Genomic DNA, 12033 nt, shown 5'->3' with positions numbered 1-12033 from the left:
GTGCAACGCAAAGCTCCCGACGGTCAGCGACCGCGCGCGATGCGGGCCTGCCAGAGCATAAGAAGCGGCACGACTCCCAGTTCCATCGCCAGCCCCAGCCGATGCCCGGGGGAGGGGGCGCCGACCGTCGCCCAGGACAGGAGTCGTGCCAGTCCGCCCGCCACCACCAACAGGCCGAGCAGGCGAAACCGCGCGCCCTTGCGCTCGATGCCCGGCACGCAGGTCGTAAAGGCCAGCCCAAGGGCGAAGAAGATGCCCGAGACATAGCGGAACTGGCTGTCCAGATCGGTCGGGATCGTGGGCGCATGGCCCAGCCAACCGGGGCCACGCACGATGCTGATCCCGCCGATGGTCAGCGGCACCAGACAGGCGATGGCGACCACGGCCTGCAGGGCGCGCCGCTCGATCGGGGTGACGCTCAATCCAGGATTTCCTTGCGGACATGAATGGCGCGCAGCGAGATGCGGACCTCGACCATGAAGGCGATCAGGCATGCGGTCAGCAGGCAGACCGACAGGATGAAGGCCAGCGCGATCCAGGTGCCGATATGGAATTTGCCGATATTGGCGATGAACAGCACAGCGATGACGATGCAGGCCATCACCGCGCTCGACACCGACAGGAACAGAGCGGCGTTGATGATCGACATGCGGCGGTCGAGCAGTCGCAGCTCCCATTTGTGGCGCGCCAGTTCGGGGCCGTCGTCGATCTTGTGGATCATCATCTCCAGCCCGCGCGCCCGGTCGATCACTCGTGCCAGCCTTCCGGCGAGCACGTTCAGCAACTGCCCGATCGCGGCGAGCAGGAAGACGGGGGCCAGCGACAGCTGAATGGTCTGGGCGATGGTGGCGACGGCGGGCAGGGTGGGCATCGCCGGAAATGGTGGCGTGTCGGGCCGGGCGGGGCAAGTGGGAAGTGGGGTACAATGATCCTTCCCGGCACGGGGAGGTGGACCACCCGCAGGGTGGTGGAGGGGGTGTGCGGCGGAGCGAATATCTTGCCGAAGCCCCCCTTCCGTCAGGCCTGCGGCCTGCCACCTCCCCGTACCGGGGAGGATCACACCGGCGCGGCGTCGGCTCCGGCGCCGTAATGGTGCCAGGTGAAGATCGCGAGCGCGCTGCGGTGCGGGCGAAAGGCCTCCGCCAGTTCGCGGACCAGCTTTTCGGACGGTCGTGCGTCATGGCCCAGGATGCGGCCCATCTCGATCTGCACGGCCAGGTCGCCTGCGGGCCAGATATCGGTGCGCCCCTCCGCGAACAGCAGATAGACCTCCGCCGACCAGCGACCGATGCCCTTGACCGCGACCAGCTTGGCGATCGCTTCCTCGTCATCCTCGGGCAGGGCGGACAGGTTCAGCCGACCGCTCGTCACCTCCTCGCCCAGGCTGCGGAGATAGCCTGCCTTTTGCCGCGATATGCCAGCGCCGCGCAGTTCCTTGTCGGTGACGCCGTGAAGCCGCGTCGGATCGCTCGCATCGCCGAGCAGCTCGTTCAGTCGCCGCCAATGCGCATCGGCCGAGGCGACCGACACCTGCTGCCCCAATATGGTGCGGACCAATGTGGCGTAACCGCGCGCCCGGATGCGCGGCGCGGGGTAGCCGATCCGGGTCAGCGCGGCGGCGATGGCGGGCTCGGCGGCGGCGAGCGCATCCATGCTTTCGCGAATCTGTTCGGCGCTCAGGCCCATGATGCTTGATCCGTGCGTTCAGGCCCGGCAGAGGCGCTTTTAACATCAGGGCCGACAAGGAGAATGGACATGCCCAAGCTTATCGTCGTGACCCGCGACGGGGAAGAACGCGAAATCGACGGCGAGGCCGGTCTGTCGGTGATGGAAGTCATCCGCGATGCGGGTGTCGACGAATTGCTGGCGCTGTGCGGCGGCTGTTGCAGCTGCGCGACCTGCCATGTGCATGTCGACCCGGCCTTTGCCGACACGCTGCCCGCGCTCGGCCCGGACGAAGATGATCTGCTCGATTCGACCAGCGACCGGGACGCGACCTCGCGCCTGTCGTGCCAGCTGCCCTTCGGCGCGGCGCAGGACGGGATGCGGGTTAGGATCGCGGCGGAAGACTGACGGCGCATCGCGTCGGAACGTCGGAGGCGGGGTTTCGGCCCCGCCTCTTTTTTTGCGCGCAGAGGCGCGGAGGGCGCAGAGGTGGCGTCTTGTCGGGCGGCGTTCCGGCTATCCCAGAGATTGTGTTCGCGCGGAGACGCGGAGGCGCGGAGATGTCCGGCGCGGGGCAAGCGGAGCCCGCTATCACGACCGGCAGACTTTTGCGGCGGCTGGCGAGGATGGAGGGGCCTTGCGGCCAGATACACCATCTCCGCGTCTCCGCGCCTCCGCGCGAACCTTAATCCCGTGGCCTTCGACTTCGCTCAGGCTGAACGGAGGAAGGGAATGGTGGCCACGCGAACCGAAAGCCGTTCACGCTGAGCGAAGTCGAAGCGCACGTCCGGCGCTCGCCGCTCACACTTTCTGCGCGCAAAAAAAGGCGGCAGGGCCCAACCCCGCCGCCCCGCAAATCACCGTGCCGCCACCGCATACAGGGCGATCGCCGCCGCGTTGGAGACGTTCAGGCTTTCCACCTTCGGGCTGATCGGCAGCTTGGCGAGTTCGTCGCAATGCGCCTCGGTATTCTGGCGCATGCCTTCGCCCTCGGCGCCCAGCACGATGCAGATGCGCTGCGTGCCCATTGCCTGCGCCAGCGTCTGGTTCGCATGGCCGGTCAGGCCGATACGCCAGAAGCCCGCTTCCGCGATCTCCTCCAGCGCGCGCGCCAGGTTCACCACGCGGACCCACGGCACCGTCTCCAGCGCGCCGCTGGCCGAACGGGCGACCGTGCCCGATTCGGGCGGCGCGTGCCGGTCCTGGGTCACGATGCCCACCGCGTCGAAAGCGGCGGCCGAGCGCAGGATCGCGCCGACATTGTGCGGGTCGGTCACCTGGTCCAGCACGACGAGCGGCCGCTGATTGTCCTGCGCCTCGTGCAGCAGGTCGCCCAGCCAGATATCCTCCAGCGGATCGACCTCGGCCACCAGCCCCTGATGCGGCGCGTCGGCGGGGACCAGGCGGCCCAGATCGGCGACATCGGCAAAGGTGACCGGCAGGACCGGCGGCAGGTCGAGCGCGGCCAGCGCCTCGCGCGTGCCCCAGATCTTGCGCACCGTCCGGTTGGGGTTGGCGAGCGCCGCCGTCACCGCATGCCGTCCCCAGAAGCGGGGGCGGTTGGATGAAGCCTGGCTGGGGCGATGTCCTCGGCGTGCCATCAGTCGTCGTTGTCCGTAAAATCAAAGGGTCTGGTCGTCGCCGGTTGCGTCGGCACCGGCGGGCGCGGCAACGCCTTGTCCGCATTCGCCGCCGCGAGCAAGACCCCGGCAAGCACGACCGAGGCTTGGCGCATGTCATCCGCCTTCAGATGGTCGAAGGTATCGGCCGAGCTGTGATGCGTGCGGCTGCCATAATCCAGCGGGTCCTGGATGAACTGGAAGCCCTGCACCCCGACCGCCTGCATGAAGACATGGTCGGTACCGCCGGTCGTCCGCTGCACGACATTGCCCGCGCCCAACGACGCATAGGGCGACAGCCATTCCTTCAACAGCGGCACCGCCGCCGGGTTGTTCTCGGCATAAAGGCCGCGCAGCTTGCCCGAGCCATTGTCGATGTTGAAATAGGCCGCCAGGTCGCCGTAGCCCGGCTTGGGCGTGATCGGCCAGCGATTGGTCCAGCCATAATAGCGCTTCAGGCCCGATTGCGGCGCATCGTCGGGCCGGCCGCGCGACGCCAGATGCTGTTCGACATAGGCCATGGAGCCGAGGATGCCCTGCTCCTCGCCCGACCACAGCGCGAAGCGGATGGTGCGCTTCGGGCGCTGGCCGGTGGCGGCCAGGATACGCGCGGCCTCCATGATCATCGCGCTGCCCGCCGCATTGTCGGAAGCGCCGTCGCCAGCGACCCAGCTGTCGAGATGCGCACCCGCCATCACATAGCCCGCCTTGGGGTCGGTGCCGGGGATTTCGGCGATGATGTTGTAGGCGTTCACGTCGCTGTCGTCGTAGCGGACGTCGCTCAGCACCTCGATCGTCGGGGCCGGGCCGATCTTGGTCAGACGCGCGAGGCGGCGATAATCCTCGGCAGCCAGTTCGATGCCGGGAACGGCGGGCGTCTCGCCGCGTCCGAACAGATAGCCTTCGCCGTGCACCAGCTTGCCGTCGCGGTAGCTTTGCGTGACATAGGCGACCGCGCCCTCGGCCTTCAGGAACGCATCGAGCTTCTGTGCGAAGTCCAGCCGCTTCAACCGGCGGTCGGCGGTTTCGGGGTCGTGCTCGGGCTGGACGTATACGTCGAGCTTGGCGATGTCCTCGCCGGTCAGGCGACGGAAGGGGGCGCTGGTCTGCTCGTCGCCGGTGCCGGGCATCGTCACCATGACGATCTTGCCGCGCAGCTGGCCGCGCCACTTGTCGAAATCGCGCTCGCGCTTCATCGGCGCGACGATGACGGGGGCGGTCACCGCGCCGTTGGTGCCGGGCGTCCAGGCAATGGGGATCGCGGTCAGCTGCAGCGGGCGGGGCGACACCATACGTACGCTGGCCCGCTCGATCGACCAGCCGCGCCCGAAGGCGAAGCCCTCCTTATGAACGTTCTTCAATCCCCATTTGGCGAACTGGTCTGCGGTCCAGCCCTCGGCGGTGCGCATCGCCGGGCTGTTGGTCATGCGCGGGCCGATCACGTCGGTCAGATGCTGTGCGGTCTGCATGACCTGGCTGTGGTTCATGCCCTCATCGATCAGCCGGTTGGCGGCATTACGATCCTGCGCCCCCGCCATCGCGGCGGGCAACAGCGCGGCCGCCGCGACGGCGGCGAGCAAGGATGGGCGCATCATGATATTTTCCCCGGTGTCTCTTGAATGGGTCAAAGGCTATGTCCCGATTGCGCGACATGCAAGCAACCCGATCAGGCATGGCTGACGAAAATCGTACAAATCGGCGTTGACAGGTCGGCCGAGCTTCGGCATTGGGCGCGCCTCGCTCCGATGGAGTGACGCCCCGGAAGGGTGGCCGAGTGGTTAAAGGCAGCAGACTGTAAATCTGCCCGCGTGAGCGTACACTGGTTCGAATCCAGTCCCTTCCACCATCCCCGCCAATCGGCTAGGGTCGATCAGTGGCGCTGGACTTGAGCGGGTATAGCACAATGGTAGTGCAGCAGCCTTCCAAGCTGAATACACGGGTTCGATTCCCGTTACCCGCTCCAATCCCCGACATATTCGGTAAGTGCGTGTGATATATTATTTCACCGCATAGTGCTTGACCGCCATGGCAAACCACGCCACTCGATTGTCATTTCACGAATGAAAGAGAGTTTTGCTCGATGGCATCGGTCAATTTCGACATCCCCCATTCTCTGGGTCATGCCGAAGCAAGGCGCCGGATCGAGCAGGGGCTCCCCAAGCTGGAAGCGAAAATTCCCGGTGGCGGCCAGGTGTCGTCGGAATGGCCCGCCGAGGATCGCCTGATCCTGACCATCATCGCCATGGGCCAGACGGTGAAGGCCGATATGGAAATCGCCGACACCGCGCTTCGCGGCACGGTGGCGATCCCGATGATGCTGTCGATGATGGCCGGGCCGATCGGCGAATTCGTGAAGACCAGCGCCGAAAAGATGCTCAGCAAGGCGTAAGCCCGCTCGATTGCGCCTATGGGCGGTCGCGGCGGGGCAGATGCCGTGTCGCGACCCCGACAAGCACGGCCGTCGACAGCAGGATCGACGAGACGAGCCCGCCGATGGCCAGCAGTCCGCCGCTGGTGAGGTTCAGCTTTAGCCGCAGGTCGACCGCGCGTCCGGCGGACAGGCGCAGCGTTCCCTTCTGGCAAACGGGGCGTCGATGGGGCGGCGGGGACATGGCGTATCAACGTCCCGATCGCCGGACGGTTCAGCGAAGGCTCGCGGCGGGCCGAAGCGAAGGCAAGGACCCGGAACTCGCACGGCGATGCGACAAACACTGGCATCCCCGATCAAGCGTCCTTAAGTCCTGACCCATGCTGACCCCCGAACAGGCCCGCGACCGGGCCGCCGATATCGTTGCCCGTGCCCGCGCCGCCGGAGCCGACGCCGCCGACGCGGTCTTTGCCGCCGATGCCGCATTGGAAGTCTCGGTGCGCCTCGGCGCGCTGGAGGATGTCGGTCGGTCGGAGAGCGAGGAACTGGGCCTGCGCGTGTTCGTCGGGCGGCGCTCGGCCAGCGTCTCGACCTCGGACCTGTCGGGCGATGCGATGACTCTCGCGGTCGAGCGCGCCGTCGCCATGGCGCGCGAGGCGCCCGAGGATCGCTGGGCCGGGCTCGCGCCCGAAGAGCGGCTGTTGCACGGCGCGCCGCCGATGCTCGACCTGGACGATGGCGGCGAGGTCGCGCCCGAGGCCCTGCGCGCCGCCGCGCTGGAGGCCGAGGAGGCCGCGCGCGCGGTGGCGGGCGTGACCAATTCGGAAGGGGCGGGGGCGTCGGCCTCGCGGGTCGTCTCGGCGCTGGCGACCAGCCACGGCTTCGCGGCGGGCTATGCCGCCACCGGTTACGGCCTGTCGGTCAGCGTGGTGGCGGGCGAGGGCGCGAACATGCAGCGCGACTATGCCCATCATGGCGCGCGCCTGCGCCGCCTGCTCGAAGGCCCCGAGGCGATCGGCATCCGCGCGGGCGAGCGGACCGTGGCGCGGCTCAATCCCGGCAAGCTGGCCAGCGGCGCGATGCCGGTCGTCTATGACCCGCGCGTCGGATCGTCATTGGTCGGGCATCTCGTCTCGGCGATCGCGGGGGCGGCGATCACGCGACGCACCAGCTTCCTGCTCGATGGACTGGGCGAGCGGGTGATGGCGGCGGGTATCCGGATCGAGGACGATCCCCACCGCCCGCACGGCCTGCGCTCGCGTCCCTTCGATGGCGAAGGGCTGGCGGTGTCGCCGACCGCCATCGTCGAGGACGGGGTGCTGGAAACCTGGCTGCTCGATTCTGCCTCGGCCCGGCAGCTCGGGCTGGAGCCGACCGGCCATGCCGCGCGCGGCACCGGCGGCGGGCCGGGCGTGTCGACCAGCAACCTGTTCATGGTGCCGGGCCGCGTGCCGGTGGGCACGCTGATCGCCGACATCGCCGACGGCGTCTATGTCACCGAACTGATCGGCAGCGGCGTGAACCCCGTCACCGGCGACTATAGCCGGGGCGCGGCGGGCTTTCGCATCGTGAACGGGCGGATCGCCGAGCCGGTTGCGGAGTTCACGGTGGCAGGCAATCTGAAGGATATGTTCCTCGGCATGACCCCGGCCAACGATCTGGAGTTCCGCTACGGCGTCAATGTGCCCACCCTGCGCATCGATGGAATGACGGTTGCCAGCAGCTGAGCTGGTCCCCGCTGTCGTCGCGGCGGCGCGCGAGGCGGCGGCGATGGCGCTCGCCCGTTGGCGCACCGATTTCCGCCAATGGGAGAAGACGCCGGGCAGCCCGGTGTGCGAGGTCGATCTGGACGTCGACCGGATGCTCTATGCCCGGCTCCACGCGCTGATCCCCGATGCGGGCTGGCTGTCGGAGGAGACGGCGGACAAGCCCGACCGGCTGGCGGCGCGGCGGGTCTGGGTGGTCGACCCGATCGACGGCACGCGCGACTATATCCGGGGGCGCGAGGGCTGGGCGGTCTCGGTCGCGCTGGTCGAGGACGGCGTGCCGGTGATCGGCGTGCTGGCTGCGCCCGCGCGCGGCGAGCTGTGGCTGGCCCAGGCGGGGCACGGCGCGACCCGCAACGGCAGCGCGTTGAGCGCGGGCTATTGCCACCAGATGCCCGGCGCACGCGTGCCCGTCGATGCGCTGCCCAAGGCCGACCGCGATCTGGTGGCGGTGTTCAAGCCCAATTCGATCGCGTTGCGAATCGCCATGGTCGCCGCCGACGAGGCCGATCTGGTCGCGACGCTGCGCTGGGGCAATGAGTGGGACATCGCCGCCGCCGCGCTGATTGCCTCCGAGGCGGGGGCAGGGGTGGCGGATGCGCTGGGCCAGCCCCTGCTCTTCAACAAGCCCGACCCGCGCGCCTTTGGCGTACTGGTGACGGCGCGCGGCCTTCTAGACCCGGCGGTCGAGCAGCTGGCTCCGCGCGCCCGCGAGGTCATCGTGCCGGTCACCGGCTGAGCATCTGCTCCACCCATTCGGGTACCAGCTGACTGGCGGGCCCCAGGCGACTTTCCTCGAACCAGCCGCTGCCCTCCGACCGTTCGAGATTGAGCTCCAGCGTGGCCGCGCCATAGGCGCTCGCCAGCCGAACGAACCCGGCGGCCGGATAGACCGCGCCCGAGGTGCCGATCGACACGAACAGATCGGCCTGCGCCAAAGCCGCCTCGATCCGGTCCATATGGTAGGGTATCTCGCCGAAGAACACGATGTCGGGCCGCAGGCGCGGTGCGGCACAGGCGGGACAGGATGTGCCGGGCGGCAGGTCGTCCGCCCAGTCGAACCGCTCGCCACATGCCGCACAGAGGGACTGCTTCAGCGCACCATGCATATGCAGCATCCGCTTCGCCCCCGCCCGCTCGTGCAGATCGTCGACATTCTGCGTGACGATCAGCAACGCGCCCGACCACTCCCGATCCAGCCGGGCCAGCGCCGCATGTGCTGCATTGGGCTCGACGCTGGCCAACCCCGCCCGCCGCAGGTCGTAGAAGCGGTGGACAAGCTCGGGATCGGCGGCAAGCGCCTCGGGCGTGCAGACATCCTCGACCCGGTGCCCCTCCCACAGCCCGCCGGGCCCGCGAAAGGTGGCGATGCCGGACTCGGCGGACAGGCCTGCGCCGGTGAGGATGACGATGTTCTGGAGGTCGGTCATGGAGCCAAGATGGGTTGTGTGATCTTCGTCTGTAATCGGCGCAATGTGGACTGGTCGTTCTGGTCCGCAAACCCGTCGCGTCGGTGCCGTGTCAGGCGAGAGACAAATGCAGGAATTGGTTGAAGTCGCTGGGTTCGTACCCTCCGAACGCAGGCCCGTTGGAGAATCCCCGTTGTCGGTAGAGCGCTAACGCCGGTTCGAAGGATGAGCCGGTTCCCGTTTCCAAACTGATCCGGCGCACGCCCCTGGCCGCCGCCGCCGCAATGATCGTCTCCAGAATTGCGGACCCGGCACCCATCCGCAGAAAATCCGGATGCGTCCGCATCGACTTAATCTCGGCCGTATCTTTCGATACCATCTTCAAGGCACCGATCGCTGCCACCCGCTCCCCGGACCAAGCCGTCCACACGGTCACATCCGGCGTCTGTAAACCGGAAAGATCGAGCGCGAAGACATGGCCCGGTGGCGAGTTCGCGTGCATCCCGGCGAGATGGATCGCCAGCAATTCTCGCGTTTGGTCATTGGACAAATCCCCCTCTCGCACCTCGATCATCCGTCATCTCCCGACATTGGAATGGTGGCAGCATGTCCGCTTCCGATCCAGGGAGCAACGTCGGACAACTTCAGCCTCCGGGCGATAGCGACGTGCGGCAAAGGCCGCGGTGGAATTGCCAGGGGCGGAGCACTCGGCATGTAGCACAGCGATGGCCCAGAGCCCCTCGTCGGTCGTTGACAGGCCCGGATCATGGCCGGTTTCCCTCGGCCACAACCTGTGCAAAGGAAGCCGCATGACGACCCATATCCCCCTTTCGCCCAAGGCCCCCGCATGACCACCATCGGTATCTATGGCAGCGCCGGGCGCATGGGCCGGGCGATCGCGGACCTGATCGAGGGCGAGGGCGCAACGCTGGCGGGTGGCTGCGATTCGCGTGACGACCCGGACGCGCTGGCCAAGTCCGCCGATGTGCTGGTCGACTTCTCGATCGCGGGGGCGCTGGACGTGCATCTGGCGGCCGCCCGTGCGGCGCGCACCCCCATCGTGATCGGCACCACGGGCCTTTCCCCTGCGCAGCACGCCGCGATCGACGCCGCGGCGACCGAGATCGCGGTGCTTCAGACCGGCAACACCTCGCTGGGTATCACGCTGCTCGCCAATCTGGTGCGCGAGGCGGCGGCGCGGCTGGGCAGCGACTGGGATATCGAGATCACCGAGATGCACCATCGGCACAAGGTCGACGCGCCGTCGGGCACCGCGCTGCTGCTGGGCGAGGCGGCGGCGGCGGGGCGGGGGCATCCGCTGTCCGAGTTGCGCGTCGACGGCCGCGCCGGACTGGTCGGCGCGCGGACCGAGGGGACGATCGGCCTGGCGGCTTTGCGCGGCGGCTCGGTGATCGGCGACCATGAGGTGATCTTCGCAGGCGAGGGCGAGCGGGTGACGCTGGGCCATTTCGCCCAGGACCGCACCATTTTCGCGCGCGGGGCCGTGCGCGCGGCGCTGTGGCTCGCGGGGCAGGCGCCGGGGCGTTATCGCATGGGCGACGTGCTGGGGCTGTAAGCGCCATGAAGAAGGCGGACGTCGTCCAATTCTACCACCGGCTGGCGGAGGCGAACCCGCATCCCGAGACCGAGCTGGAATATCGCAACCCCTATACGCTGGTCGTCGCGGTGGCCCTGTCGGCGCAGGCCACCGATATCGGCGTCAACAAGGCGACACGTGCCCTGTTCGCCGAGGTCGACACGCCGCAGAAGATGCTCGACCTGGGCGAGGAAGGGCTGAAGCAGCACATCAAGACGATCGGCCTGTTCAACACCAAGGCGAAGAACGTCATCGCCCTGTCGCGGATGCTGGTCGACGATCATGGCGGAGAGGTGCCCGAGGATCGCGCGGCGCTGGAGCGGCTGCCCGGTGTCGGGCGCAAGACCGCCAATGTCGTGCTCAACACCGCCTTCGGGCACGAGACCTTCGCGGTCGACACCCATATCTTCCGTGTCTGCAACCGCACTGGCCTGGCCAAGGGCAAGACGGTGCTGGCGGTCGAAATGAAGCTGGACAAGGCCACGCCCGCGCCGTTCCGGCTCCACGCGCATCACTGGCTGATCCTGCACGGCCGTTATATCTGCAAGGCCCGGCGGCCCGAATGCTGGCGCTGCCCGGTCGAGGACCTCTGCGCCTATCGCCCCAAGACCCCGGCGCCAGCCGCCAAGATCGGAAAAGCGGCCGCCGCATAAAAAGGGCTGGCGCGGGGTGCCCCGCGATGCTAGTCGGCCAGCCCACGCACCCGTAGCTCAGCTGGATAGAGCGCTGCCCTCCGAAGGCAGAGGCCACAGGTTCGAATCCTGTCGGGTGCGCCATCCTCTCATATTTTCGATGCTTCGATCTCTCGACTGCTTGGCTGTTGCAGGTCGAACGATAGCGGTATGGGTGTGTGTCGTCGGGGCGGCATGCGCCATGGCGGGCGGCAGCTCGACGGAGGGGCGTCAGTGTTGATGGCGACATCCCTCCGTCAGTGCCTACGCCTCGCAACCTTTCCCCAGCTGGCAGGTCGGTTTAGCGCGGCATCTGTTCCAGCATCTGGATATGCTGCTGGACGATGGGCACCGCGGCCTGCGCGCTGGCCTTCAGCGCCGGGCGGTCGCCATTCGCGGCGAAGCTCTGATGCAGATCGAGCGCGGCCTGATGTGCGGGCAGCTGCTGGCCGATATACAGCCGGTCGAATGCGTCGGCCGAGGCGCGGCGCAACTCGCCGATCGAGGCTTGCGCTCCGCCGAGCCGGGGCGGGGTCGGGGGCAGGCCGTCCTGCCGGGCGGCACGGACCGTGGCGGCGGTCGTCTGGGTGTGATGGTCGATCATCATCTGTGCGAATCGCCGGACGTCGTCGTTGCGCGACTTTTGCAGCGCCAATTTGCTGGAGGTGATTTCGTACAGGTCGCTCATGCCTGCCGCCTTCACATAGGCGGCCGCTTGCGCCTTGGCGGCGGCCGGAGGCGGGGGCGGCGGAGTCTGTGCAGCGACCGGCGCGGCGGCCATTCCCAGGACAAGGGCGATGGATAAGAATTTGGGCATGATGCTCTCCCGTGACGAACGTGGGAGCCAACCTGCCATTTGGTCCGCTGTTCCCCATAAATAATTGATCTATAATGCAGATTAGCGTGTTGGTCCGGGCGCTTGCGCCACCAAAAGGCAC

The 12033-nt window shown here is 67.7% G+C and carries 15 protein-coding genes and 3 tRNA genes; 9 read left to right on the top strand and 9 right to left on the bottom strand.

Annotated elements, in window-relative coordinates; genetic code table 11:
• Positions 1-23 precede the first annotated feature (23 nt).
• The 3 genes from ACWKSV_RS09990 to ACWKSV_RS09980 form a co-directional block, all read right to left on the bottom strand.
• Positions 24-422 (bottom strand): DUF4345 domain-containing protein, encoded by a 399-nt coding sequence (locus ACWKSV_RS09990; protein WP_076717354.1) that lies wholly within the window; start codon positions 420-422, stop codon positions 24-26.
• Positions 419-871 carry a DUF2721 domain-containing protein gene (locus tag ACWKSV_RS09985; protein WP_056437063.1) on the bottom strand — a complete coding sequence of 151 codons (453 nt, stop codon included), beginning with the start codon at positions 869-871 and terminating at the stop codon, positions 419-421. The genes ACWKSV_RS09990 and ACWKSV_RS09985 overlap by 4 nt, the downstream gene beginning before the upstream one ends.
• 185 nt (positions 872-1056) lie before the next feature.
• A complete protein-coding gene (locus ACWKSV_RS09980) occupies positions 1057-1686 on the bottom strand; it encodes a DNA-3-methyladenine glycosylase family protein (RefSeq protein WP_076717352.1) in 630 nt (209 codons plus the stop codon).
• 69 nt (positions 1687-1755) lie between these two features.
• Between ACWKSV_RS09980 and ACWKSV_RS09975 the strand changes: the two genes are divergently transcribed.
• Entirely contained in the window at positions 1756-2073 is a 318-nt protein-coding gene (locus tag ACWKSV_RS09975) for a 2Fe-2S iron-sulfur cluster-binding protein (protein ID WP_042484328.1), read from the top strand.
• A 449-nt stretch (positions 2074-2522) separates the two neighbouring features.
• Here the strand turns inward: ACWKSV_RS09975 and rlmB are convergent, their stop codons facing one another.
• Together rlmB and ACWKSV_RS09965 are read right to left on the bottom strand one after the other, a co-directional pair.
• Positions 2523-3266 carry a 23S rRNA (guanosine(2251)-2'-O)-methyltransferase RlmB gene (gene rlmB / locus ACWKSV_RS09970; protein WP_056437068.1) on the bottom strand — a complete coding sequence of 248 codons (744 nt, stop codon included), beginning with the start codon at positions 3264-3266 and terminating at the stop codon, positions 2523-2525.
• A complete protein-coding gene (locus ACWKSV_RS09965) occupies positions 3266-4876 on the bottom strand; it encodes a M20/M25/M40 family metallo-hydrolase (RefSeq protein ID WP_076718381.1) in 1611 nt (536 codons plus the stop codon). The genes rlmB and ACWKSV_RS09965 overlap by 1 nt, the downstream gene beginning before the upstream one ends.
• 168 nt (positions 4877-5044) lie before the next feature.
• Between ACWKSV_RS09965 and ACWKSV_RS09960 the strand changes: the two genes are divergently transcribed.
• The 3 genes from ACWKSV_RS09960 to ACWKSV_RS09950 all read left to right on the top strand — a co-directional run bounded on the left by ACWKSV_RS09960 (position 5045) and on the right by ACWKSV_RS09950 (position 5673).
• Positions 5045-5130 (top strand) — tRNA-Tyr (locus ACWKSV_RS09960).
• Positions 5131-5173: 43 nt separating this feature from the next.
• A tRNA-Gly gene (locus ACWKSV_RS09955) sits at positions 5174-5247 on the top strand.
• 117 nt (positions 5248-5364) lie between these two features.
• Positions 5365-5673: a polyhydroxyalkanoic acid system family protein gene (locus tag ACWKSV_RS09950; protein WP_042484120.1), complete on the top strand. Its 309-nt coding sequence runs from the start codon at positions 5365-5367 to the stop codon at positions 5671-5673.
• A gap of 16 nt (positions 5674-5689) precedes the next feature.
• Here the strand turns inward: ACWKSV_RS09950 and ACWKSV_RS09945 are convergent, their stop codons facing one another.
• Positions 5690-5896: a hypothetical protein gene (locus tag ACWKSV_RS09945; protein ID WP_076717350.1), complete on the bottom strand. Its 207-nt coding sequence runs from the start codon at positions 5894-5896 to the stop codon at positions 5690-5692.
• A 136-nt stretch (positions 5897-6032) separates the two neighbouring features.
• Between ACWKSV_RS09945 and ACWKSV_RS09940 the strand changes: the two genes are divergently transcribed.
• Together ACWKSV_RS09940 and ACWKSV_RS09935 are read left to right on the top strand one after the other, a co-directional pair.
• Positions 6033-7379, top strand: a complete 1347-nt coding sequence (locus ACWKSV_RS09940; RefSeq protein ID WP_076717348.1) for a TldD/PmbA family protein — start codon at positions 6033-6035, stop codon at positions 7377-7379.
• Positions 7366-8157 carry a 3'(2'),5'-bisphosphate nucleotidase CysQ gene (locus tag ACWKSV_RS09935; RefSeq protein WP_076717346.1) on the top strand — a complete coding sequence of 264 codons (792 nt, stop codon included), beginning with the start codon at positions 7366-7368 and terminating at the stop codon, positions 8155-8157. Before ACWKSV_RS09940 ends, ACWKSV_RS09935 begins: the two co-directional genes overlap by 14 nt.
• Here ACWKSV_RS09935 and ACWKSV_RS09930 read toward each other — a convergent pair.
• Together ACWKSV_RS09930 and ACWKSV_RS09925 are read right to left on the bottom strand one after the other, a co-directional pair.
• Positions 8147-8848, bottom strand: coding sequence for an NAD-dependent deacylase (locus tag ACWKSV_RS09930; protein ID WP_076717344.1), 702 nt, complete (start codon positions 8846-8848; stop codon positions 8147-8149). The genes ACWKSV_RS09935 and ACWKSV_RS09930 overlap by 11 nt on opposite strands.
• Positions 8849-8939: 91 nt before the next feature.
• Positions 8940-9401, bottom strand: a complete 462-nt coding sequence (locus ACWKSV_RS09925) for a GNAT family N-acetyltransferase (protein ID WP_076717342.1) — start codon at positions 9399-9401, stop codon at positions 8940-8942.
• 273 nt (positions 9402-9674) lie between these two features.
• Here ACWKSV_RS09925 and dapB point away from each other — a divergent pair, with 273 nt between their 5' ends.
• From dapB to ACWKSV_RS09910, 3 genes are all read left to right on the top strand, one after another.
• A complete protein-coding gene (dapB, locus tag ACWKSV_RS09920; protein ID WP_076717340.1) occupies positions 9675-10403 on the top strand; it encodes a 4-hydroxy-tetrahydrodipicolinate reductase in 729 nt (242 codons plus the stop codon).
• A gap of 5 nt (positions 10404-10408) precedes the next feature.
• Positions 10409-11077, top strand: coding sequence for an endonuclease III (gene nth, locus ACWKSV_RS09915; protein ID WP_076717338.1), 669 nt, complete (start codon positions 10409-10411; stop codon positions 11075-11077).
• Positions 11078-11123: 46 nt separating this feature from the next.
• A tRNA-Arg gene (locus ACWKSV_RS09910) sits at positions 11124-11200 on the top strand.
• 196 nt (positions 11201-11396) lie between these two features.
• Here ACWKSV_RS09910 and ACWKSV_RS09905 read toward each other — a convergent pair.
• The gene (locus ACWKSV_RS09905; RefSeq protein WP_083706700.1) at positions 11397-11912 is read right to left on the bottom strand and encodes a DUF4142 domain-containing protein; all 516 of its coding nucleotides are present in this window, start codon (positions 11910-11912) and stop codon (positions 11397-11399) included.
• Positions 11913-12033 lie beyond the last annotated feature (121 nt).

This window comes from Sphingomonas sp. SphC10, assembly GCF_057004845.1.
This window is presented reverse-complemented; position numbering and strand designations above follow the sequence as displayed.